This window comes from Pedobacter frigiditerrae, from assembly GCF_032678705.1.
In the GTDB taxonomy this organism is placed as follows: domain Bacteria; phylum Bacteroidota; class Bacteroidia; order Sphingobacteriales; family Sphingobacteriaceae; genus Pedobacter; species Pedobacter frigiditerrae_A.
In genome coordinates, this window is sequence record NZ_JAVTSS010000001.1 from 1213021 (window position 1) to 1236494 (window position 23474).

At 33.9% G+C, this 23474-nt stretch carries 22 protein-coding genes; 13 read left to right on the forward strand and 9 right to left on the reverse strand.

What is annotated here, in order from left to right; all coding sequences use genetic code 11:
• The first annotated feature begins 59 nt into the window (after positions 1-59).
• From R2Q59_RS04745 to R2Q59_RS04785, 9 genes are all read left to right on the forward strand, one after another.
• Positions 60-440, forward strand: a complete 381-nt coding sequence (locus R2Q59_RS04745) for a hypothetical protein (RefSeq protein ID WP_316784052.1) — start codon at positions 60-62, stop codon at positions 438-440.
• Complete coding sequence (locus tag R2Q59_RS04750) at positions 431-1273, forward strand: hypothetical protein (RefSeq protein ID WP_316784054.1); 843 nt, start codon at positions 431-433, stop codon at positions 1271-1273. Before R2Q59_RS04745 ends, R2Q59_RS04750 begins: the two co-directional genes overlap by 10 nt.
• A 13-nt stretch (positions 1274-1286) precedes the next feature.
• A complete protein-coding gene (gene miaA, locus R2Q59_RS04755) occupies positions 1287-2192 on the forward strand; it encodes a tRNA (adenosine(37)-N6)-dimethylallyltransferase MiaA (RefSeq protein ID WP_316784056.1) in 906 nt (301 codons plus the stop codon).
• Between the two features lie 471 nt (positions 2193-2663).
• Positions 2664-3791 (forward strand): DNA adenine methylase, encoded by a 1128-nt coding sequence (locus R2Q59_RS04760; protein ID WP_316784058.1) that lies wholly within the window; start codon positions 2664-2666, stop codon positions 3789-3791.
• Positions 3792-3986: 195 nt separating this feature from the next.
• Entirely contained in the window at positions 3987-4490 is a 504-nt protein-coding gene (locus R2Q59_RS04765; RefSeq protein ID WP_316766306.1) for an outer membrane beta-barrel protein, read from the forward strand.
• 82 nt (positions 4491-4572) lie between these two features.
• Positions 4573-5091, forward strand: a complete 519-nt coding sequence (locus R2Q59_RS04770) for a hypothetical protein (RefSeq protein ID WP_316784060.1) — start codon at positions 4573-4575, stop codon at positions 5089-5091.
• A 155-nt stretch (positions 5092-5246) separates the two neighbouring features.
• Positions 5247-5792 (forward strand): hypothetical protein, encoded by a 546-nt coding sequence (locus tag R2Q59_RS04775; protein ID WP_316784062.1) that lies wholly within the window; start codon positions 5247-5249, stop codon positions 5790-5792.
• Positions 5793-5945: 153 nt separating this feature from the next.
• On the forward strand, positions 5946-6479 hold the full coding sequence (locus R2Q59_RS04780) for a DUF3347 domain-containing protein (RefSeq protein WP_316766315.1): 534 nt from the start codon (positions 5946-5948) through the stop codon (positions 6477-6479).
• 109 nt (positions 6480-6588) lie between these two features.
• A complete protein-coding gene (locus R2Q59_RS04785; protein WP_316766317.1) occupies positions 6589-7875 on the forward strand; it encodes a citrate synthase in 1287 nt (428 codons plus the stop codon).
• A gap of 256 nt (positions 7876-8131) precedes the next feature.
• Here the strand turns inward: R2Q59_RS04785 and R2Q59_RS04790 are convergent, their stop codons facing one another.
• The 6 genes from R2Q59_RS04790 to R2Q59_RS04815 form a co-directional block, all read right to left on the reverse strand.
• On the reverse strand, positions 8132-9259 hold the full coding sequence (locus tag R2Q59_RS04790) for a DUF3667 domain-containing protein (protein ID WP_316784063.1): 1128 nt from the start codon (positions 9257-9259) through the stop codon (positions 8132-8134).
• 8 nt (positions 9260-9267) lie between these two features.
• The gene (locus R2Q59_RS04795) at positions 9268-10389 is read right to left on the reverse strand and encodes a DUF3667 domain-containing protein (RefSeq protein ID WP_316784066.1); all 1122 of its coding nucleotides are present in this window, start codon (positions 10387-10389) and stop codon (positions 9268-9270) included.
• Between the two features lie 26 nt (positions 10390-10415).
• Positions 10416-11801, reverse strand: a complete 1386-nt coding sequence (locus R2Q59_RS04800; protein WP_316784068.1) for a nucleoside permease — start codon at positions 11799-11801, stop codon at positions 10416-10418.
• Between the two features lie 149 nt (positions 11802-11950).
• Complete coding sequence (locus tag R2Q59_RS04805) at positions 11951-12565, reverse strand: bifunctional nuclease family protein (protein WP_316766325.1); 615 nt, start codon at positions 12563-12565, stop codon at positions 11951-11953.
• Between the two features lie 98 nt (positions 12566-12663).
• The gene (locus tag R2Q59_RS04810; protein ID WP_316766329.1) at positions 12664-13632 is read right to left on the reverse strand and encodes an electron transfer flavoprotein subunit alpha/FixB family protein; all 969 of its coding nucleotides are present in this window, start codon (positions 13630-13632) and stop codon (positions 12664-12666) included.
• A gap of 114 nt (positions 13633-13746) precedes the next feature.
• Complete coding sequence (locus R2Q59_RS04815; protein ID WP_316766331.1) at positions 13747-14484, reverse strand: electron transfer flavoprotein subunit beta/FixA family protein; 738 nt, start codon at positions 14482-14484, stop codon at positions 13747-13749.
• A gap of 110 nt (positions 14485-14594) precedes the next feature.
• Here R2Q59_RS04815 and R2Q59_RS04820 point away from each other — a divergent pair, with 110 nt between their 5' ends.
• Together R2Q59_RS04820 and chrA are read left to right on the forward strand one after the other, a co-directional pair.
• Positions 14595-14930 (forward strand): tetratricopeptide repeat protein, encoded by a 336-nt coding sequence (locus R2Q59_RS04820; RefSeq protein ID WP_316784070.1) that lies wholly within the window; start codon positions 14595-14597, stop codon positions 14928-14930.
• Positions 14931-14938: 8 nt separating this feature from the next.
• Positions 14939-16138, forward strand: coding sequence for a chromate efflux transporter (gene chrA, locus R2Q59_RS04825; protein ID WP_316784072.1), 1200 nt, complete (start codon positions 14939-14941; stop codon positions 16136-16138).
• Positions 16139-16461: 323 nt separating this feature from the next.
• Here chrA and dnaB read toward each other — a convergent pair whose 3' ends face one another.
• Entirely contained in the window at positions 16462-18027 is a 1566-nt protein-coding gene (dnaB, locus tag R2Q59_RS04830; protein WP_316766337.1) for a replicative DNA helicase, read from the reverse strand.
• Positions 18028-18210: 183 nt separating this feature from the next.
• Between dnaB and rlmB the strand changes: the two genes are divergently transcribed.
• A complete protein-coding gene (gene rlmB, locus R2Q59_RS04835) occupies positions 18211-18978 on the forward strand; it encodes a 23S rRNA (guanosine(2251)-2'-O)-methyltransferase RlmB (protein ID WP_316784074.1) in 768 nt (255 codons plus the stop codon).
• Between the two features lie 69 nt (positions 18979-19047).
• Here rlmB and R2Q59_RS04840 read toward each other — a convergent pair whose 3' ends face one another.
• Positions 19048-20139, reverse strand: a complete 1092-nt coding sequence (locus tag R2Q59_RS04840; protein WP_316766343.1) for a mannose-1-phosphate guanylyltransferase — start codon at positions 20137-20139, stop codon at positions 19048-19050.
• A gap of 21 nt (positions 20140-20160) precedes the next feature.
• On the reverse strand, positions 20161-21126 hold the full coding sequence (locus R2Q59_RS04845; RefSeq protein WP_316784076.1) for a KpsF/GutQ family sugar-phosphate isomerase: 966 nt from the start codon (positions 21124-21126) through the stop codon (positions 20161-20163).
• Between the two features lie 87 nt (positions 21127-21213).
• Here R2Q59_RS04845 and recQ point away from each other — a divergent pair, with 87 nt between their 5' ends.
• A complete protein-coding gene (gene recQ, locus R2Q59_RS04850; RefSeq protein ID WP_316785467.1) occupies positions 21214-23403 on the forward strand; it encodes a DNA helicase RecQ in 2190 nt (729 codons plus the stop codon).
• The last annotated feature ends 71 nt before the right edge of the window (positions 23404-23474 follow it).

Consider the following 23474-nt stretch of genomic DNA (forward strand, 5'->3'; position numbering starts at 1 on the left):
TTGTTTAAATGAACAATTGATGCTAATTTAGTGTTCTACTAAGCAAAAAAGCTAAGCTTATGAAAACCGATTTTGTAGAAATTTTCCAGACCATTAGAGCAAATCTTCAGCCTTATACTGCTAACGGATTTACTGCTAGAGTAAATAGCGAAACTGTTTACGAGCTTTGGAATGAAAAGTTATTTGATGCTAATGGTGATAAAATTGAGGTTTCTCCGTTTGCCAGTGTTGCAATTGAAGAAAATGCGGTGAAATTTTGCTTATTATCAATGATTGAAGAAACTGATTTTAATAAAATTTTACATCCAGATTTGCTAAGTCATTCAATAGATGATGGTTCTTGTTTTTCTATCACAAAACTCGATGATAAGTTATTGGAACAAATTATTAATGCCATGGGCTTAAACTTTACTAATTTTAAACAAAAGGGGTGGGTATAAATCCGTTTTGGCAAGAAGATTTTTTTTTAATTGTTCAAGGTATTTATCACCAAGCACAAATACAATGTGCTGAACATCATTTTATTATTTCTTTTGACCAAAAATTATTAATTCACTTGATACCGTTGGATAATGATTTTAATCCAGAAGAATTAACTCAGCTTCAAGTTAAATATCAAAAAGAGAATATATTACTGATTCAACTTTGGGAAGATGTTTGGTTAACAAAAAGGACTCAAGTCTTAAGCAGGATAAATTCATTTTTAGGATTAAACAAAAGCTATCACGGTCGTAAGGCTAAAATTGCCGCTCTAAATTTAAAACAAGCTTCTAGTTTTTTAAATGATAACCACTTACAAGGTTATATAAAGGCCAAATGTCATTTTGGTTTAATGGATAATGATAAATTAATTGCCGTAGCCAGTTTTAGCGAGGCAAGGCCGATGAAAAGTAAAGGAGAAAGTTATCTATCAGCAGAATTAGTTCGTTTTGCCTCTATTGATGGATTAACTATTGTAGGAGGATTAAGTAAATTAATAAAGCACTTTTTAAAACAGGTTAAGATTGATGATTTAATGAGCTACGCCGATAGAGATTGGTCTTTAGGCAAGGGTTATAATAAATTAGGTTTTCAACTTAGTGAAACAACTCCGCCAGCTTTTTTATATGTAAATGAGGAAAAGCTAATCCGATATTTTCCACATCGTTTGCCGAAAACAATTTTAACCGCATTTGAAGCGCAAAATATTTTAAATTTGGATGATTTCCTTGCATCAAATGGTTATTTAAAACTATTTAATACAGGCAATTTAAAGTATCATTTATACCTCTAAAATGTCTAACCCTTTGCTCATAATTTTAGGTCCAACTGCTTCTGGTAAAACAAAATTGGCTGTTTCTTTGGCCGATAAGTTTAATGGAGAAATAATCAGTGCAGACAGTCGCCAAATTTTTAGGGATATGGATATCGGCACCGGTAAAGATTTAAATGAATATCTGGTTAATGGAAAATCTATTCCATATCATTTGATTAACATTAAAGAAGCTGGCGATAAATATCATGTAGATGCATTTAAAAATGATTTTTATGAAGCATATACCGATATTACTGAACGAAATGTAAACCCAATTCTTTGTGGTGGAACAGGTATGTATATCCATAGTCTATTACAAAATCAACAATTTACCGCTGTTCCAAAAGATGAAGATTTGAGAGTTGAACTTCAGTATTTAGAAAAATATCAATTGTTGCAACGACTGGACAAGTACCCAAAAGAATTAACTAAAAATGTAGATTATTCATCTTCCAAAAGGTTGGTAAGGGCAATTGAAATAGCAGAGTTTTTAAGTCATCATCAGTTAAAGAAAATTGAGAGACCAGTCATTAACTCTTTTATTATTGGCTTACAAAGCGATGTAGAAAGCAGGAGGAAAAGAATTTTAGAAAGGCTAGAACTAAGGCTAAAATCTGGATTAATTGAAGAAGTTGAAGCTTTGTTGAATAAAGGGATTTCTAAAGAGACGTTAATTTTTTATGGCCTTGAATATAAATTTATCACTTCTTATTTATCTGATGAATTAGACTTTGCAACACTAAGGGAAAGATTAGGTACTGCAATTTGTCAATTTGCCAAAAGGCAAATGACCTTTTTCAGAAAGATGGAAAAAGATGGTATTCAAATCAACTGGTTTGATATTAATGACAATTTCTTAAAAGAAAGGGTAATTAAATTGGTAGAGGCAGCTGTTTAAGTTATTAGATTTATAAATAAGTTGGCGAGGACGCCAACGCTGGAATTATCCCTTGTTGGTGTCCTCGCCAACGTTGTTCGGAACAAAATTATTAGGACTTATTTTAGACCTCAGCGAGGTCGTATATCTATAGCTATTACGCAATTATGGTGTGCGACCCCAGCTGGGGTCGAATGCATGCTTTGTAATTTCCTATAGATATTTTATCCCCCGAAATTTCGGGGCAGGCTCTCTGGGATAATTGAAACTACCGTTTGATTTTTAACCATACCTGCCTGCAGTTTAGGTAATAGAAACTTGAAAACAAGGTCTGAGCATTTTTTCTATATTAATTATGTGCCAATGTGTTTTAATTTTTAGTCTTACGAGCTTTATGATGTCATTAATAACAATAATTGTACTTTGTGAAAAAACATACATTCGTTTTAAACAGTTCCTAAATTTGATTCAAAATAATTGCATATTCGCTGAATGAATACAAAGGTAAGGCCATTACTTAAATGGACGGGAGGGAAGTTTGATGAATTTGGTTTATTTGCAACTCATATTCCTAAATTCGACAGGTATATTGAGCCATTTTTCGGTGGTGGTGGTGTCTTTTTTGCCTTAAAACCAAGTGTTCAGTCCTTCATTAACGATAAAAGTTCAGACCTAATTAACTTTTATAACCAAATTGGTAATGAAGAGTTCAAAACCGGACTTCTCAAATATGTAGATGCTTGGGAGCAACTAACTGAAATTTGCGCCGAACTTTGGAAAACTTGCTCAGTAGATTTTATCAAATATGTAAAAGGTAAATGCTTAATTGAGCAATTTGAGAAAACCTTACTTACAAAATTCTTATCAGTATTTAAATCAAGTTTAATATTTAACGAATCTGATTTTATAATTGATTTCCCCTTATTCCAAAAGACGGTTTTAGCAAGCATTACAGGTAAAACCAAAAGAATTAGAAATATATCCGTAAGGGAAAATAGAAAATTTACGATTGATGAATTAGAAGCACATTTTGAAACAGGGTTGAGAGGAGGAGTTTATTTGTTTTTTAGGGAATTACTCAATAAACAGCATAAAAAACAGATAGTGTTGGTAGATTCAAAAGCAAGTGCCAATTGGTATTTTGTGAGAGAATTTTGTTATGGCTCGATGTTTAGGTTCAATAAACGAAGTGAGTTTAATATTCCCTATGGGGGAATCGCTTATAATCGGAAGAACTTTAGGAAAAAAGTAGATAAGATATTTGGTGAGCGAATCATCAAGTTATTTAAACACTCGAGCCTATCTAATTTGGATTTCGAAGTATTCTTAAAGTCTATCGATTTAAAGCCAACTGATTTTATATTCCTCGACCCGCCTTATGACAGCGAGTTTTCTGAATACGACCAGAGTACATTTACACAGCACGACCAAAAAAGATTAGCAGATTTTCTAATCAATATCGCAGCAAAATGGATGATTATAATTAAAGAAACTTCTTTCATCCGAGAGATATATACTCATTCCACAGTTAAAATAAATACTTTCGATAAAAATTATAGATATAATGTTAAAGGCCGTAACGATAGAAATGTGCAGCATCTCATCATTACTAACTATTAATTAAATGCGTTAACTTATAGTTAAAGTTCAATTTTTATTCGCTCAATTTCATATCTGCTATAGTATTGAATGTTAATATGTTATTAACTATTTGAATTTTTCGTCAACCTTCTGGCTTCTTTTTTGTTTAAATTTATATTAACGAGCAATAATGCTTACAAAAACAAAAAAACACTTAACCAAAGTATTTTAAAAATGAAAAAATCAACTAAATTTTTAGCTTCTGCAGCAGCTGCACTGGCTTTATTTTTTTCAATTGACGCAAATGCACAATCGGCACCTAAATTTGGGATCGGTTTAAATGTTGGTGCTGGCGTTGGCACTGGACAGAGTTTTGCAATAGGTGGTGATTTACGTTATCAATTTGATGTTGACAAACAATTATCTATTCCGATAACAGCAGGTTATACAAATATTCAGTATAAAGATGCTTATGGAGACATCAGTTTTGGATACATTCCAGTAAAAGCTGGCCTTAAATATTTCTTCAATGATACTGGTGCTGGTGTTTATGGTTTAGCAGAAGCTGGTGCTGCCTTTGGTGTGGGAGATTACAGCGGTACTGATTTTGTTTATTCTCCTGCCTTAGGATATGCTTGGAGCAATGGGTTAGATTTAGCTGCAAAATATGAAGGCATAGCATCAGGCGGTACTAATGGTTACGTTGGTATACGTTTGGCTTACGGCTTTAAATTGTAATCAAATCAAATAGTATTCAAAAGTCCCCTTAAGTAAAATTTAAGGGGACTTTTTTGTTATATTTAAATGCTAATGTCCCTCAATGAATAACAAAATTATTGTTTCCTTTATTTCCTTACTAGTTCTTACGTATAACTTAAAAGCTCAAAGTTATGATGATTTTACAAAAGTGAAATTTGGCATTGGCGGTGGTTTCGGGATAACAACAAAAGCATCTCCATTTGGCTATGCAATTAATTTAAATCCTCAAATCCAATATTCACCTTCAGATGAGTTAGCATTAAACCTAGTGATTGGTTATACTCGTTTGCTTACAAAGGATACTAGCCCTATAAAAGATTATGATTTTATTCCTGTAAAACTAGAAATAAAAATATTTCCAATAACTGAAAGTATTTACAGCGTTGGTATAGTTGGCGCTGGTTTTGGAATCGTTAAAGGTGTTAAAACTAACTTTACTTATGGTGGTGGTTTCGGATATCGCTTTTTGAATGGTTATGATTTAGGAATTAAATATGAAGCTTATCAGCAAAGTAAAAAATCAATAAACTATCAATCAAGAGCTAATCAATTTCTATTGGCATTTACCTATTTTCTATAGATGTAATTTCTATAGCTAAAAATTAGCTTTCTATTTTAAGCCTTTTAGGTTTAATTTATTTCAAAAAATATTCCTTGTTTTTAAAACCAATCGAAGTTTTAACACGTAAATGAATTAACAAAAACAAAAATTCATCCGTATTAAAATTTTGAACTATGAAAACAATTACTAAAATTTTTATGATTGCGATTATTGCAATTTCATCTTTAACTGCATTCAACTCGAAAGCACAAACTTCTACCATGTCTACAATGAATTCTGATATCAAATTCAAAATAGGTGTCGGGGCTAGTGCAGGTATTACAAGAGATTCTTCTCCTTTTAGTTATGCTTTAGGAGCGGATGTTAGATTGCAATTAGATTTGTCTCCTTATGTTGCTTTAACAGCATCTGGCGGTTACACCCGACTATTTACTCGTGATAATTTCCCTGCAATTGCAGATTATGATTTTATCCCAGCCATTGGTGGCGTAAAAGTATTTCCAATTAAAAGAATGTATCTGTCAGCTAATATTGGTGCTGGATTTGCCATTCAAGATGGTTCTAAAACTTCATTAATTTTTGGTGGTGGAACAGGATATGAATTTAACAATGGTCTTGAAATTGGCATTCGTTACGAAGGTTATCAACAAGATAGTTCTTCTTCAACTTACCAACCTGTAAATGGCCAATATGCGCTAAGAATTGGATATAACTTCTAATTATAATTAAAATCTAATTTTATTAAAAGCCTTCGATATTTCGGAGGCTTTTTTGTTATTTTAAAATTATAAATGCTATTTTGAGCCGGAAACAAAATCTATGAAAACAGCGGTACATTTTCTGAAATGATATCGTGATTAAACTAAATATAAATGAAAAAATATTTCGGAATGGGAGCCTTAATACTGTTAATGGCTTGTAATAGTGCAGACAAAAAAACAGCAGAAGGAAAAGATACTACAAATCATAAAACTGAAGTGATAGCTACGGTTGCTCCAGATTTTAAAGATGTTAAACTTCAAAACATCTATACTTCTTACATCTCATTAAAAAACGCATTGGTATCTTCAAAACAAGATGAAGCTAAAGTTGCGGCAAAGGCTCTTGGTGCTGAGCTTAAAAATTATACCGGATGTGAGAATACTGCTATAACTGCGAATAAAATTGAAGCAGCAAAAGATATTGTAGAACAGCGCAAAGAGTTTACTTCATTAAGTTCTGATGTGATTGCAATGTTTAAACATGCTGAGCTTACTAAAGGAGCAATTTTTGTACAACATTGCCCAATGGCAAACAAAGGAGAAGGTGGAGATTGGCTTGCTTCAGAGAAAAAAATACAAAATCCATACTATGGAAGTGAGATGATGGAATGTGGTGCAGTGATAGAAGAAATAAAAGCCAAATAAGTTTATTAAAAAACGCAAATTAACACTAACTTAACAGCTTTGTTAGGTTTAAACGCAATTAATTAAAATCAGATTAACTATTTTTGTTATTATAAATTATTAAGAATATATGTCAGCTATTGCAGAAATTAAGATAGACGGTAAAACATACGAGTTTCCGGTTATTACTGGAACAGAAGGTGAGAAGGCCATCGATATTTCGAAGTTAAGAGACCTTACTGGTCACATCACATTAGATTTTGGGTACAAAAACACAGGCTCAACCAAAAGCGCAATTACTTTTTTAGACGGAGAATTAGGTGTTTTAAAATATCGTGGTTATCCTATCGAGCAATTAGCAGAAAAATCTACATTTTTAGAAGTTGCCTATTTACTTATTTATGGTAAACTGCCTAAAAAAGACGAATTAGAAGGTTTTCAAAATGACATTAGCAAGCACACGCTAATTCATGAAGATATGAAGAAATTTTTAGATGGTTATCCTTCTAAATCTCATCCAATGGCTCAAGTAGCTTCATTGGTGTGTTCGCTATCCACTTTCTATCCTGAATCGTTAAATGCAAATTCTTCACAGGAAGAAATGAATTTAACAATGATTAAGTTGTTGGCAAAATTCCCAACAATCGTATCATTCATTTACAAAAAATCTTTAGGTCATCCACTTATTTATCCTAAAAATAAATATGATTATGTAACCAATTTCATGAATATGATTTTTGGTCAACGTACAGAAGAGATAGAAATTGACCCAGTTGTAGTTAGTGCAATGAATACTTTACTAATCTTACACGCAGACCACGAACAAAACTGTTCTGCATCAACTGTAAGAATGGTTGGTTCTTCAGATTGTAACTTATACGCTTCAGTTTCTGCAGGTATAGCTGCACTTTGGGGTCCACTACATGGTGGTGCAAACCAAGCGGTAATTGAAATGCTTGAGTTGATTAAGGAAGATGGTGGCGACACTGAAAAATGGATTAACAAAGCAAAAGATAAAAATGACCCTTTCCGTATGATGGGTTTTGGTCACCGTGTGTATAAAAACTTCGACCCAAGAGCTAAAATCATTAAAAAAGCTTGCGATGATATCCTAGAGAAATTAGGCATTAATGACCCTGTTCTAGAAATTGCTAAAAAATTAGAAGAGGCTGCATTGAGCGACCCATATTTCATCGACCGTAAATTATATCCAAACGTAGATTTTTATTCAGGTATCATTTACAGAGCATTAGGTTTCCCTACTGATATGTTTACAGTATTATTTGCATTAGGTCGCTTACCAGGATGGATTGCACAATGGAAAGAGATGCATGAAAACAAAGAACCAATAGGTCGTCCTCGTCAAATTTATGTTGGCGATGTTGACATGGATTTCGTAGATATCAATAAAAGATAAATTGAAAATATAAAAAGATAAACCGATGCTAATTTAGTATCGGTTTTTTTTATGTTTTTTGAAAATGAAAGTCCTGTAATTCTATCAATAATTAGTCCTGCTGTCCACTTTACTTCACTTCGTTTCGTGCTCGTTACCATCAGCCTGCCTGCCGGACAGGCAGGGTTTAGGAACAAAGTTAATTCGCCTCGAACTAAAAAACACTCATAGTTTGTTAACCAAGGTTTTTCTAAAATCTTTAATGAGTTTAGAAAAACTAGGTGGCAAGATAAAAAATCAAGTTCATCATAATAGTTTCTGAAACTTTGAAGGTAATAACATATAAAATGATAACCCAAAGCATTCTCCAGATTGTTGTAGATGTTTTACGCTGATAAAATATCTTTAAACTTTTAAAAAGATACCAGCAAATCCATGCTATAATGCCAATTCCTAAACAAGAATCAATAAGTGATAAACTTTCTGGTAAGACCCTCCTTAATGGTTGAATAATTATCGAAACCATAAAAAAAGCGGTCATACCGTGAATTGTAAATATTAGATGGTCTAAATATTTAATATGATTCCTCCTAAAATTAAACATGATAAATAATGCCATTAAAGGCATGAAAAGGAAATATTGTTTAGGACGATTGTGCTCTAATTTCTCATTTATGATATCAGCATTTTGACCAATACTTATTCTTCTTTTCGCCACATATCTTTCTATAAAATTATCTTTTTCGTCTGTTCCTAAGGTTTTTTGCCTTGCTAAGTAGGCTGCATAAGTGCTATCATTTTTTATAATATGAATTGCGTTTAGCTTACTAATAACTTCTGATAAGGAGTCGGTTTTATTAGTTTGATAAGAAGTTTTAAGGTTTTTAAGGACAGTGTCTTGTTGCTTAAAAGTCAATGACTTAAAAGTTTCCTCATTTAAACTTTGCTTTATGGCTTGTTGAGTTGTTTCAGAAAACTCTTTTCCAATTCCTGCTTGAGCTAGAGGCTCACCAATGCTATCTAATATTGCTTTTTGTTTTTGTTGTGCTGTCGCAATATCTGTTTTAGTTTCTTTTTTTGTTTTTTCTATAGCTTTAGGTGGCGAAACAACCAAAAAATAAACAATGGAAACGAAAATGTACATACTAATTGGATTGATGTACCTAGCCCTTTTTCCTGCTAAATAATCCAATGTAACCTTTCCTGGCTTAGTTAATAATGGAACTAATGTCTGAAAAAACTTATTGTCGAAATGAAAATAATGAGCAATACTGTGACTTATGAATTGCCAAAAATTTTCTTTGAGCTCTAAATTAGGTTGTCCACATCTACTGCAATAATGTTCTTCAACAAGAAATCCGCAGTTTAAACAATTATGGTCTTTTCTGTATTTTCCGCCAGACATATTTTATGTTAAATCGTTACGAAACTTACCGCTATAACAACTAAGAAACAAATGGTAAGTACAATATTGTAAGCAAAACTTAAGAAAAACATTTTCAAAACAGTTATCCACCTTGTGCTGCCATAAAAAGTTCTTAATGAGCGATAGATATACCAAATGATGTAAATGCCGCACAAAATGCCTAACCAAGCATCAATTTCATATATAAAACTAAATAACCACTGCAATAACATGGTGGCCAAAATGCTCAAGAAAATTGCCGAATGTAAATGGAAGGAGTAGATTAAATGCTCATAGTAATACCTCTTTTTGCTTATATAAACCAGCTTCAATATTAGGGCAAACATAGGTAAGAGCAAGAACATCATTTTAGGGATGTTATGAAGAAAGTCTTCTAAAAATTTCTCCTCTGGATTTTCATATTTTTCTAATTCTATCGTTCTTTTTATGAAATAATGTTTGATAAAACCGTCCCTTTTGTCTTTTGCCAACGATGCTTGATTTCTTTCATATTGCACAACAGATGTATCCTTGGTAGCCCACTTATTTGAAAACCCTTTCTTTTTCTTGCCTCCAAATCTAATGCTTGCACCTTCATTTTCTTTTTTTCCAGAAGTTGCTTCCTCGATAGTTTTTTTAATGATACTGTCACGCAAACCATTAGCATTAGGAACATATCTAAGGCTTTCTTTAATTTCGCTTATTTCCTCTGCAGTAAGTTTTTTCTTTGCTAAGGTATCTTGAGGCTTTGGAACAGTTTTAGTGGTGTCAGCAGTAGATTTTCTATCTTCATTTGCTTCACTATTCTCGCCAAATTTTTTCCCTCCCAAAACCACTAAGAAAAAAACAATACTTATAAAAATATATAGGCGAATAGGGTGGATGGACGACATTCTTTTCCCTGCAACATATTCTTTAGTTAGTCTACCTGGTTTTAAAAGTAGCGGTCCGATGGTACCGAAAAACTTATGTTCAAAATGGAAATAATCTGCAATTGCATGAGTTACCATGTGAAAGGCATCCTCTTTTGTTACAATATTTTCTTGGCCACATTTCGGGCAAAAATGTTCTTCAACTATATGGCCACAGTTAAGGCAGTCTTTTTCTTTTCTAAGTTTTACGGATGACATCTTGGTATAAAGGGAATCTGGATTAATTAATGGCTTATCTTTTCAATTGCTTCAACTTCTGCTCTGGTATGTTTGTGTTTAAAGAAAATCATAAATAATACTGTGATTACCAATGCATATATAGTAAATGAAAGCCAGATAGTGTGCCAATCTTTCACATCCAAAGCTCTACTTAAGTTTCCATTTTCTAAAACACTAATTCCTTTATCGCCTAAAAATTTAAGCAAGTGTTTATCATTTGAAGCCGAACCAACATGTTCTGCTAATGATTGAATATCTGTATAAGCCTTAGTAAAGTATTTCTGAATCATCCAACCCGAAACAACGCTTCCTAAAACCGCACCAAAACCATTAGTCATCATCATGAAAAGTCCTTGTGCAGATGAGCGGGTTTTAGCAGTGGTAGAGGTTTCTACAAACAATGAACCTGAGATATTGAAAAAGTCAAATGCCATTCCGTAAACCACGCAAGAAAATACAATCATCCAAAGATTTCCTGCTGGGTCTCCGTAAGCGAATAATCCAAACCTGAATACCCAAGCAAGCATAGCAATTACCATCACTTTTTTTATTCCAAATCGTTTTAAAAAGAAAGGAATTGCTAAAATGAATAAAGTCTCAGAAACCTGAGAAATAGACATAATAATGGTAGAGTATTTAATAACAAATGATTCAGCATAAACTGGAAATAACTTAAATTCATCTAAGAAAACATCACCATAAGCATTTGTTAATTGTAAAGCTCCCCCCAAAAACATAGAGAATATAAAAAACAAAGCCATTTTATAATCGGCAAATAACTTAAATGCATCTAATCCAAATTTTTGGAAAATTGTTGATTTCTCTTCCAGTAATTTAGATGGTGGGCATTTAGGTAATGAAAATGAATACAAACCGAGGGCTAAAGCTGCAACACCTGCAATGTAAAACTGATTTGCACTAGCTTTACTTCCTGTTAGGTTGGTAATCCACATGGCTGCAATAAAACCTACGGTTCCCCATACTCTAATTGGCGGAAAGTCTTTTACAACATCTAGATTACTAGATTTTAAGGTAGTATAAGAGATAGAATTACTCAAAGAGATGGTTGGCATGTAAAAACACATCGCCAAAAATATGGTCCAGAAAAACTCATTCGGACTTTCTACTTGAGGTATATAAATTAATGTAGCTGCATAAAGAATATGAAGTATGCCGTAAAGCTTTTCCGCATTAATCCATTTATCTGCAATTATACCTGTTATTGTAGGCATAAATAACGATGCAAAACCCATGGTGGCGAAAATTAATCCAAATTGTGCACCATCCCATTGTTTAGTACCAAACCAATAATTTGCAATAGTGATTAGCCATGCGCCCCACACAAAAAATTGCATGAAACTCATTATGGTTAAGCGAAACTTGATATTCATATAAGCTAGTTTTGTTTATTTCAAAAGTAGCTGTAAGTTATAATTATTTTGAAACAATAACTATGTAGGCAATAAAATTGTGGACAAAAACGTGATTGTTTAATTGTTTTTTCAACAATTTAGATAAAACGGCAAAAATTATTAAATAATTAGGATGAATTTCTTTTATTTAATTCATCTCTAATACGAGCGGCCTTTTCGTAAGCCTCTTCGGCTAATGCTTCTTCTAATTTTTGTTGTAGTTCCTCATCAGTTAAACCTTGATAACCAGAAACTGGGATGGAAGTAGGCATATCTTCCGTACTTTGTTCCTTAGTAATTGAATCCATGTTTTCTAAGAATAGAAAATCATTTCCTTCTATGACAATTCCAGCAGAAGATAAAATAAATTCGTAGGTGTAAATAACAGCGTTAAATCTCACAGCCAAGGCTATAGCATCCGAAGTTCTAGCATCAATTTCTTGTGTAGTTTCTCCATCACTACAAATCAATTTGGCAAAGAAAACGCCATCAACTAAATTATAGATGATGATTTCTTGAATCTCGATATGATAAGCTTGAGCAAATGTTTTGAAAAGGTCATGCGTAAGCGGACGGGTAGGAGTCATTTTCTCAATTTCAATGGCAATTGCCTGAGCCTCAAATGCACCAATAATAATCGGTAAACGTCTACGTCCATTTACTTCGCCTAAAACAAGCGCATAAGCACCAGACTGTGTTTGGCTATAAGATAAACCAACTATATCGAGTTTTACTTTTTTCATAGATTTAGACTGTCATATTGAGCTAGTCGAAATATCTTCAACAAATCCCTGCCTGTCCGGCAGGCAGGCTTCGACAAGCTCAGGATGACAAATTTATATTATCCTTTATGTGCTTTTAAAGCAGCAATTATTTTTGGAACAACTTCGAATGCATCACCAACAATGCCATAATCGGCTACCTTAAAGAATGGAGCTTCTGGGTCTTTGTTGATAACAACGATAACTTTTGATGAACTTACTCCAGCTAAATGTTGAATAGCACCAGAAATACCTATCGCAATGTATAAATTCGGACTAATTGCAATCCCTGTTTGTCCAACGTGTTCTGAATGTGGCCTCCAATCTGCATCAGAAACTGGTTTTGAACAAGCTGTTGCTGCACCTAATAAGTCTGCCAACTCTTCAATCATTCCCCAATTTTCAGGACCTTTTAAACCTCTACCAGCAGATACTACTAATTCTGCATCTGGTAATGATACTTTGTTGGTCGCTCGAACAATTTCTTTAACAATTGCAGTTAAATCTGTAGCCTTAACTTCAGGGCTAAAGTTTTCAATTACTGCCTCTGCAGGATTTTCTTTAACACCAAAAGCATTAGGGTTCAAAGCAATCACTTTGTTTGCTGATGTTAATGAAGTAACTGCGAAAGCCTTACCAGAGAAAGCCGTCTTTTTAACCGAAAAACCACCATCAAAATTTGGCAACTCCACAGCTCCATCTACCAAGCCTGCTTTAAGTTTCACTGCAATTCGCGGAGATAAACCTTTACCAGAGAAAGAGTTAGATAAAACAACAATGTTCGAACCTTCTTTTGTCGCCGCCTCTGCAATTACAGCTGCATAAGCTTGATTTACAAAAGTTTTTAATTGGTCATTTGCAACATTTAAAACTTTAGCTGCACCGTATTTTCCCAATTCTTTTAAATCGCCCTCAGCTACGTTTCCTATAGAAATTGCTGTTAAGCTTGTATTTTGATTATCGGCGATGGCTTTTGCGTAAGAAACTGCTTCAAAAACAGATTTCTTGAATTTACCATCAACTTGTTCTACATATACTAATACTGACATATATTTACCCCTAAATCCCCTAAAGGGACTTTAATTTTATATGAAATTAACCCTATTAATTATCTCTTTATAAAGGCAATTGGGAACTGAAAACTCCAAACTGCCAACTCAATTTTATATTACTTTCGCTTCGCTATGCAATAGACCTATTAAATCTTCTGCACTTTCAGCAGGAACTAACCTAACTGCGCCACGAGGAGCAGGGGTTTCAAATTTTGTTACCTTACCTAATTCTTCAACAGCAGCAGCTTCTACAACCGTTAGTGGTTTAGTTCTTGCAGACATGATTCCTCTCATATTCGGAATTTTCGCTTCTGCAGTACCTTCAGCACAACTTGCTACAAATTTTCCCGTAACAGAAACAACTTCTTTTCCACCTTCAATTTCTCTTTCAATAGTCGCTGTTGTTCCGTCGAAATCTAATTTTTTAATGATTGAGATAGAAGGAATGTCTAGAAACTCGCCAATCATAGCTGCAACTTGAGAACCGTTGTAATCTATTGATTCTCTTCCACATAAGATGGCATCAAAATCATTTGCTTTTGCATATTCTGCAATCTGAAAAGCTGTAAAATAAGCATCACGAGGTGTCGCATTAACCCTAACCGCATCATCAGCACCGATAGCAAGGGCTTTTCTAATGGTAGGCTCTGTAGCAGCTTCTCCAACATTAATAACTGTTACTGTTCCTTTACCACCTTCACAAAGTTCAATAGCTCTCGATAATGCAATTTCATCATAAGGATTTACAATAAATTGTACACCGGCAGTATTGAATTGTGTATTATCGTTAGTAAAAGTTATTTTTGTCGTGGTGTCTGGTACATTACTAATACAAACTAATATTTTCATAAGTATATATTTGATTAAAGTTGTGAAAACCAACATCAGCGATATTAATACGACGATGATTTCCTTAAATTGTCTTTGTGCAAATCTAATTAAAAAAGCAGGGATTTAAAATGCAAAATACACGATTAGCCAAGTTATTAGAGTTTTTAGAGAACGAACCTAACGATAGCTTTATTTTATATGCTTTAGCAACCGAATACAATTCATTAAATGACACAGATAATGCATTTGCTTATTACTTGAAGTTGGTAAATGAACACCCAAATTATGTTGGCACCTATTATCACCTTGGTAAGTTGTATGAAAAAACCGGAGAAAAAGATAAAGCAATTGATATTTACCAAAAAGGGATGGCTAGTGCTAGAGCTAAAAGAGATATGCATGCACTTTCAGAATTGCAAGGTGCATACAATTCTGCAGCTGGTTTAGATTATGAAGATGACTGAATCGTAATATGGCAAAACGACAGCTCTTATTTATTAGAAATGTAATCTTTTTCACTTTTACAGCATTTGGAGGAGCACAGGCGCACATTTCTCTTTTATTAAGATATTTCGTAAAAAGTACTCACTTTATTTCTGAAGAAGAACTATTAGAACTTAATGCTTTAGCGCAAGTTTTGCCAGGTCCTGCTTCTACACAAACATTGGTGGGTATCAGTTACAAAGTAGGCGGATTAAAATTGGCAATCTTAACATTTTTGATTTGGATTATACCTTCTGCAGCAATAATGACTTTAGCGGCGATTAGCTATGCCATGTTAGATCAAAAAGAAAAGTTTCAAGAAATTTTAAAATATATTCATCCAATTACATTAGGCATAGTAGCTTATGGGGCTTTTAAGTTAGGCAGAAAAGTCTTAGTGAACGAGATTTCTATGTTTCTTGCTTTTGGTGCTGTTGTAGCAACTTTAGTTTTAAAGAATGCCTATGTATTTCCAATTGCAATTTTAGTGGGAGGGATGGTTTCGTCAGCAATAGGTACACCATCAGATGAAGCTCAGATACGAGTGAGGTTATTCGCAAATATTAATCCTCGAAAGCTTTCTTATTTTATAGGTGTTTTGTTAGTAATGGCTATGTTGGGAGCGATAATTAATAGAACATCACCTTTTAGTTTACCTATTAGGTTATTTGAAAATTTCTATCGTAACGGAATTTTCGTTTTTGGAGGCGGACAGGTCTTAGTGCCGTTAATGTTTACAGAGTTTGTAGAGATGAAGCATTATTTATTGCAATCTGATTTCATTTCTGGTTTCGCTCTACAACAGATTTTGCCAGGTCCTACGTTCTCTTTTTCAAGTTATTTGGGAGCTTTGAGTATGAAACAAGGTGGCTATGGGATAGTAGGACAAGTTTTTGGAGGTAGCTTAGCAGTTTTAGGAATTAATCTACCTGGGCTTATTTTATTGTTATTTATTGTTCCTTTTTGGGATGATTTGAAGAAAATTACTAGAATAAAAAAATCGCTTTCTGGTATAAATGCGGTAAGTGTTGGCTTTATTATCGCAGCTTTTATTTTATTGGCAAAGCCGATTGGATTTGAATGGTTGCCAATTACGTTAATTATAGGAACGTTCTTGACCTTAAACTTTACAAAGGTTAGTCCGCCGTTTATAATTCTTGCAGGTATTGTATTAGGATTTCTCCTTTAATTTTTTTGAAAAGCAATAACTGTGAGGAAAGCCAAGTTCGGTCCTTTGCTTTGCTATATTCCCGATAAAAATCGGGAGATGCCGCTTCGCCAAGGTTTATAAAATTTGGCTACTGCTACTATTTACAGTTGCAGGGAGCAGACCTAACAAAAGGAATACTTACTTTGTGCTTTAAACCCCTGCCTGTCCGGCAGGCAGGCGACATTCGAGGATGCCATCCCGATACCTATCGGGACTTATGGCAGGAACATTGGTGGGTCAGGTTTAGCCAAGAATGTCCACCCTTGTTTTTCGAATTATTAACTTTTTTTGATTCAGATAATTTAAAAAGGAGCTCCGTCATCAATAAAATCATCCATTTTAGAAGGCCTGATGATTACATTTCCAGATGGTTTATCAAAGCTTTGAGATGGCATCATCTGACTTTCTCCAGAGAAACTGTTTTGAGGGGCAAAGTTATCTTCCAAATCAGCAAATTTAACGTACTTACCGATAAAGCGAAGTGGCACGATACCAGTTTCACCATTTCTGTGTTTCGCAATAATTACTTCACCAACACCCGCCATAGAACGGCCATTTTCATCTTCAGTTAAGCCGTAATATTCTGGTCTGTATAAAAATAGAACCATATCCGCATCTTGCTCAATAGACCCAGATTCACGTAAATCTGAAAGCATTGGTCGTTTTCCGTTCGGGCCAGGTCTACTTTCTACCGCTCTACTTAACTGCGAAAGTGCCAAAACAGGAACATCTAGTTCTTTAGCAACTGATTTTAATGCCCTAGAGATACTACCAATTTCTTGTTCACGATTACCACCACCACTTTGTCCTTCGCCTTTACCATGCATTAATTGTAAATAATCGATAATGATTAATTGGATATCATATTGAGCTTTTAGCCTACGGCACTTCGCTCTAAATTCGAAAATATTAAGTGCTGGCGTATCATCAATTAGGAGTGGAGCTTCTGTTAAAGTTCCAATTTTACTATGCAGTTGTTGCCATTCCCATTCAGCCAAATTACCTTTTCTAATTTTTTCTTGCTCAATTTCAGTTTCACCAGAAATTAGACGATTTACCAACTGTACTGAAGACATCTCTAATGAGAAAACAACTACTGGTCTTTTAAAATCTACAGCAGCATTACGGGCACAAGTAAGTACGAAAGCTGTTTTACCCATCGCTGGTCTTGCTGCAATGATAACCAAATCCGATTTTTGCCACCCCCCAGTAATTCTATCTAAATCGGTAAAGCCAGACGGAACCCCAGTTAAACCATCAGTTTTTGTGCGTAACTCTTCAAGTGTAGCCAAAGACTGTTTAATGATTTCGTCCATTTTTTGAGTATCTCTACGCAAGTTATTTTGGGCGATATCAAATAAGTTTTTCTCTGCGTGGTCTAATAAATCGAAAATATCAGTTGTATCTTCATAAGCATTGGTAATTATTTCAGTAGAAATTCTTATTAGCTCACGTTGAATGTATTTTTGAGAAATAATACGAGCGTGGTATTCTATGTTTGCTGCAGATGCAACGCGATTAGTTAAGTTTGTGATATAATAAGCACCACCAACCATTTCTAAAACGCCCTGTGTACGCATTTCTGAAGTTACCGTTAAAATATCAACAGGTTTAGATTTTTGAAACAAAGTTTGAATGGCTTCAAATATCTTTTTGTGTGCTTCAGCGTAAAAAACTTCAGGCTTTAAAATATCGATAACTGTAGACAATGCATCTTTTTCTAACATCAAGGCACCCAGTACAGCTTCTTCTAAATCAATAGCTTGTGGCGGTATTTTGCCCATGGTATTCATAGAAGTAGATAATCTGCTTTTACGTGCTGAAGTTGAAAATTTTCCTTGTCCCTGTTGTTCGTTATCGGTAATCATAGAACAAAAGTAGTTAAAAGTTAAGCCGTTTGTTTTAACAAGTTTTACGTTGTTTGTTAACAACTTGATACAGTTAGTGTTGATAAAAATATTTTTTAAACTATAATCTAGCTGACTGTTATGTCTCAAATCTCACATCTAGTATCTCATATCTATTTGTTACTTTTGTAGCAGATTTAAATTATGGATAATTTTAGAAGACCACAACGCGTAAAAGAAAATAATGAATTTGTTTTTGGTATAAGAGCTGTAATTGAAGCGATTAAAGCAGGGCGAGATATAGAGACAATTTATTTGCAACGTGGTTTAGCTGGCGATTTATTTACAGAGTTAAAAACCTTGCTACACGGCACTTTAATTCCATTAAGTTCCGTTCCAATTGAAAAATTGAATAGAATGACGCAGAAAAACCATCAAGGGGTTATTGCTGTAATTTCTCCGATTACTTATCAAAACATTGAAGATATTATTCCTGCTGTGTTCGAGAAAGGAGAGACTCCATTAATTTTAATTTTAGATAGCATTACAGATGTCCGTAATATGGGCGCAATTGCTAGAACGGCTGCTTGTGTAGGTGTTCACGCTATTGTTGTTCCACTAAAAAATGCAGCTCAAATTAATGCTGATGCAATAAAAACTTCAGCAGGTGCTTTATTTAGCATTCCAATTTGTAGACATGATAACTTGCGTAAAATCTGTTTGTTTCTACAAGATAGTGGTTTGCAAATTGTTGCCTGCACAGAAAAAACTAGCGATTTAATTTACGCTCCAGATTATACAATGCCAACGGCAATTGTAATGGGCTCTGAAGACGAAGGAATTTCTAACGACTTATTGCGTGTTGCCAATCATTTAGCAAAAATACCTATGGCAGGTAAAATTGAATCACTAAATGTTTCTGTTTCTGCTGGTGTAATTTTATACGAAGCAGTTAGACAGAGGAGTATGTAAAAGGGTAAATGTAAGATGGAAAATGGTATGTATCCAATACATCTTCCATCTTACATTCTACATCATCCATTATATAAACTTGTTACCAAACTTGGCTTTTACATCTGCAACCACATTTTTGATGTTCTGTTCTTCAGAACGTGGGCAAATTAACAAGGTATTGTTTGATTCGACAACAATATAATTGTGTAAATTTTGAAGTATAACTAGTTTTTTGCTTGGAACATTAACCATACAGTTTGATGAATCGAACATCATTACTTGTTCAGACGGTATTACTGCGTTTCCTACGTAATCCTTTTCCGCCATTTCGTAAATAGAAGCCCAAGTTCCTAAGTCAGACCAACCAAAATCTGCTGGCAAAACATAAACATTGTCGGCTTTTTCCATAATGCCGAAATCGATAGAAATATTTGTGCACTGAAGGTAGGCGTTCGCAATAAACTTCAATTCGTTATTGGTATTGTAAAAAGAATTTCCTTGTTGGAAAATCTCATGCATATCTGGTAAATGTTTTTCAAAAGCTTTGTTAATAGCTTTTGCCGACCAGATAAAAATACCTGCATTCCAAAGAAAATCACCACTTTGGATAAAAGATTGTGCTAATTCTAGATTTGGTTTTTCTGTGAATGTTTTAACCTTGTGGATGGCCTCATCTGTTGATAAAACTTCATCAGCATACTGAATGTAGCCATAACCAGTATCTGGTCTATTTGGCTTTATGCCTAATGTAACTAAACATTTATTTTTAGCAGCAGCATCAATAGATTGATTAATAGCATCTACAAAACCTTGTGGGTTCGCAATGGTGTGGTCTGATGGGGCAACTACGATAACTGCATTAGGATTTAGTTTTGCAATCTTCATTGAACCATAGGCAATACAAGGTGCGGTATTGCGCATTACTGGTTCGGCTAAAATTTGGTTCTCACTAATTGATGGGATTTGTTGTTTAATTAAATCTACATACAAATCGTTTGTAACGATAAAAATATTTTCTGCTGGGCAAATCTGTAAAAATCTATCGTAAGTACTTTGGATTAAAGTTTTTCCGATGCCAAAAAAATCAATAAACTGCTTAGGATGTTCTGTTCTGCTTACAGGCCAAAAGCGGCTTCCTATGCCACCAGCCATAATTAATGCGTAGTTATTTTTATTCATTTATCGCAAATATAATTTTATTTATATAATACCCTCTTGCAAAAGATCATGTAAGTGAATTATTCCAAAATATTCCTCGTTTTTTGTCACCAAAAGTTGAGTAATATTGTTTTTCTTGATTATTTCTAAAGCTAATAAAGCCAATTCATCTTTGTCAATTCTTTTTGGATTAGTACTCATTAAATCCGAAGCTTTAATTTCTTCGATATTTGTATGATTTTCAAGCATTCTTCGAATATCTCCATCTGTAATTATTCCTATGATCTTTTCATCGGCAATAACAACAACAGCACCTAAACGGTTTTTGCTAATTTCTATAATTACATCTTTAACAGAAGCATCAGGACTAATACTTGGTTTTTCATTTTTTACAGCTAAATCACCAGTCTTTAAATACAATCTTTTGCCCAATGAACCACCTGGATGAAATCTTGCAAAATCATTCGTATTAAATTCTCTGGCTTCCAATAAGCAAACAGCCAAAGCATCGCCCATGGCTAATTGTGCTGTTGTGCTCGTTGTTGGTGCTAAGTTATGCGGACAGGCTTCTTTTTCTACACTTGTGTTTAAAATAAAATCTGCTTGTTTTGCTAGGTCAGAATCTACAGAACCTAACATGCCAACTAATAAGTTACCTGATTGTTTTAATAATGGAGCTAACAACTTTATCTCTGGCGTATTACCACTTTTAGAAAGACACATAACGATATCGTCCCTTTGTATCATACCCAAATCGCCATGTACTGCATCTGCAGCATGCATAAAAATTGCTGGCGTACCGGTTGAATTAAAAGTAGCAACAATTTTTTGTGCGATGATTGCACTTTTACCTATTCCTGTTACAATAACCCTTCCTTTACAAGCTAAAATTGCAGATACAATCTCAACAAAATCATCGTTTATGTACTGCAAAAGGTTTAAAATTGCTTCAGATTCTAACTTTAGCGTGGTTGTGGCGCTTTCGATAATAGATTTTTTACTTTTCAAAGAGAATTTATTAGTATATTGATGCTTTAATTACTGCAAAATTATGTTATTTTGAACAATAATAGCACAGAATATTTGATACAAAAAATGGACGTGAAAAAGTCGTTGTTTGATAACTTGCAAACTTTCTTCGGTTTTGATAACTTCAAGGGAGACCAAGAGCCTATCATAACCAATATACTTGAAGGGAAGAATACGTTTGTAATTATGCCTACTGGTGGTGGTAAATCTATCTGTTACCAACTGCCTGCTTTAATGAGTGAAGGAACAGCAATTGTTATTTCACCTTTAATTGCATTAATGAAAAATCAAGTTGATCAGTTAAGAGCTTTTGGAGGAAGTGATAGTATTGCACATTTTCTAAATTCATCATTAAACAAGACAGAAATTACCCAAGTTAAATCTGATTTACTTGATGGACAAACTAAATTGTTATACGTTGCTCCAGAATCATTAGCTAAACAAGAGAATATTGATTTTTTAAGGTTGCTTAAAATTTCTTTTGTTGCAGTTGATGAAGCGCATTGTATTTCGGAATGGGGACATGATTTTAGACCAGAATACAGAAAGATTAGGCAGGTAATAACTGGTTTAGGAGAAGAAATTCCAATCATTGCATTAACGGCAACTGCAACTCCAAAAGTGCAGCAAGATATTGTTAAAAATCTTCAGATGACTGATGCAACTTTGTTTAAATCGTCATTTAATAGGCCGAATTTGTTTTATGAAATTCGCCCCAAAAGGGATGTAATTAAGGAAATCATAAGATACATTAAATATAATACAGGTAAATCTGGCATTATTTATTGTTTGAGCAGAAAAAAGGTTGAAGAAGTTGCAGAAAGCCTAAATTTAAATGGCATTAAAGCTTTGCCTTATCATGCAGGTTTAGAGCCAAAAGTTAGAGCAGAAACTCAAGATAAATTTTTAATGGAAGATGCTGAAGTAATTGTAGCTACAATTGCTTTTGGTATGGGGATAGACAAGCCAGATGTTAGGTTTGTAATTCACCATGATATTCCAAAAAGTATGGAGGGATACTATCAGGAGACTGGTAGGGCAGGTAGAGATGGTGGTGAAGGTGTTTGTTTGGCCTTTTATGCACAAAAAGACGTAGATAAGTTGGCTAAGTTCATGAAAGATAAGCCAGTTTCTGAACGCGAAATTGGAACACAAATCCTTAAGGAAGTAATTGATTATGCCGAATCTGGCGTTTGCCGAAGAAAACAAATCTTACATTATTTTGGCGAGAATTTTAATGAGACTGGCTGTAACTGCATGTGCGATAATTGCAAAAAGCCAAAACAATTATTTGAAGCAGAGAAGCATTTGATGACCTTCTTAAAGTTAGTTGAATCTACAGGTGAGAAGTTTGACGACAGTCATTTACTTAACATTTTTATGGGAAGTGAAACGGCGCAAACTATTGCTTATGAACAAAATAAATTGCCTGAGTTTGGAATCGGAAAAGAGGATGGCGAAATTCTTTGGAAATCCTTAATAAGACAGGCTGTACTTAATAATTTCGTTGCCAAAGACATAGATAGTTACGGGTTATTGCACTTAACCAAAATAGGTAAAGACTTTATTGAAAACCCTTACAACTTAAAATTCATTTTAAATGAGTTGATAGAAAGCGCAGCAGATGATGATGAAGATGACGTAAAACATGGTACTGGAGCTTTGGATACTCAATTATTAGGCTTAATAAAAGATTTACGTAAGAAAATCGCAAAACAAAAAAATGTTCCTCCTTTTGTAGTTTTCCAAGACCCATCTTTAGAAGAAATGTGTACTCATTATCCTATTAGTATGGATGAATTGAAACAGATTTCTGGTGTTGGTCATGGTAAGGCTCTAAAATTTGGTAGTTCATTCCTCGAACTCATTAAAAAATATGTTGAGGATAATGATATCGAAAGGCCAATTGATTTAGTAATTAAAACTCAAGCAAATAAATCAGCCTTAAAGGTTTCTATCATTCAAAATATTGATAGACAAATTGGTTTAGAAGACATTGCCCGCTCTAAAGGCATTACTTATTTTGATATTTTAAAAGAAGTTGAAGCAATTGTAAATTCTGGAACAAAGCTTAATTTAGGTTATTTTGTTGATGAAGTTATTGATGAAGACAGACAGGATGAAGTTTTCGATTATTTTAGGTCTGCGGATAACGATTCAATCGACGATGCTTTAAATGATTTAGGCGAAAGCGACTACACTCGTGAAGAAATACAATTAATGCGGATTAAATTCATGTCCGAATTAGGGAACTAAAATTAGGTAAGATGGAAGAGGTGAAATGTAAGATGTAACAGTCACATTTTCCATTTTCCATTTTACATCTT

What these genes read in the sequence shown, in the direction of transcription:
- R2Q59_RS04820 (WP_316784070.1), top strand. Translation starts at nt 14,595, where the DNA reads ATGCAAAATACACGATTAGCCAAGTTATTAGAGTTTTTAGAGAACGAA.
- rlmB (WP_316784074.1), top strand. Translation starts at nt 18,211, where the DNA reads ATGGATAATTTTAGAAGACCACAACGCGTAAAAGAAAATAATGAATTT.
- R2Q59_RS04805 (WP_316766325.1), bottom strand. Translation starts at nt 12,565, where the DNA reads ATGAAAAAAGTAAAACTCGATATAGTTGGTTTATCTTATAGCCAAACA.
- R2Q59_RS04765 (WP_316766306.1), top strand. Translation starts at nt 3,987, where the DNA reads ATGAAAAAATCAACTAAATTTTTAGCTTCTGCAGCAGCTGCACTGGCT.
- chrA (WP_316784072.1), top strand. Translation starts at nt 14,939, where the DNA reads ATGGCAAAACGACAGCTCTTATTTATTAGAAATGTAATCTTTTTCACT.
- R2Q59_RS04745 (WP_316784052.1), top strand. Translation starts at nt 60, where the DNA reads ATGAAAACCGATTTTGTAGAAATTTTCCAGACCATTAGAGCAAATCTT.
- R2Q59_RS04795 (WP_316784066.1), bottom strand. Translation starts at nt 10,389, where the DNA reads ATGTCATCCGTAAAACTTAGAAAAGAAAAAGACTGCCTTAACTGTGGC.
- R2Q59_RS04760 (WP_316784058.1), top strand. Translation starts at nt 2,664, where the DNA reads ATGAATACAAAGGTAAGGCCATTACTTAAATGGACGGGAGGGAAGTTT.
- R2Q59_RS04785 (WP_316766317.1), top strand. Translation starts at nt 6,589, where the DNA reads ATGTCAGCTATTGCAGAAATTAAGATAGACGGTAAAACATACGAGTTT.
- R2Q59_RS04815 (WP_316766331.1), bottom strand. Translation starts at nt 14,484, where the DNA reads ATGAAAATATTAGTTTGTATTAGTAATGTACCAGACACCACGACAAAA.
- R2Q59_RS04775 (WP_316784062.1), top strand. Translation starts at nt 5,247, where the DNA reads ATGAAAACAATTACTAAAATTTTTATGATTGCGATTATTGCAATTTCA.
- R2Q59_RS04840 (WP_316766343.1), bottom strand. Translation starts at nt 20,139, where the DNA reads ATGAATAAAAATAACTACGCATTAATTATGGCTGGTGGCATAGGAAGC.
- recQ (WP_316785467.1), top strand. Translation starts at nt 21,214, where the DNA reads ATGGACGTGAAAAAGTCGTTGTTTGATAACTTGCAAACTTTCTTCGGT.
- dnaB (WP_316766337.1), bottom strand. Translation starts at nt 18,027, where the DNA reads ATGATTACCGATAACGAACAACAGGGACAAGGAAAATTTTCAACTTCA.
- R2Q59_RS04770 (WP_316784060.1), top strand. Translation starts at nt 4,573, where the DNA reads ATGAATAACAAAATTATTGTTTCCTTTATTTCCTTACTAGTTCTTACG.
- R2Q59_RS04790 (WP_316784063.1), bottom strand. Translation starts at nt 9,259, where the DNA reads ATGTCTGGCGGAAAATACAGAAAAGACCATAATTGTTTAAACTGCGGA.
- R2Q59_RS04810 (WP_316766329.1), bottom strand. Translation starts at nt 13,632, where the DNA reads ATGTCAGTATTAGTATATGTAGAACAAGTTGATGGTAAATTCAAGAAA.
- R2Q59_RS04780 (WP_316766315.1), top strand. Translation starts at nt 5,946, where the DNA reads ATGAAAAAATATTTCGGAATGGGAGCCTTAATACTGTTAATGGCTTGT.
- R2Q59_RS04800 (WP_316784068.1), bottom strand. Translation starts at nt 11,801, where the DNA reads ATGAATATCAAGTTTCGCTTAACCATAATGAGTTTCATGCAATTTTTT.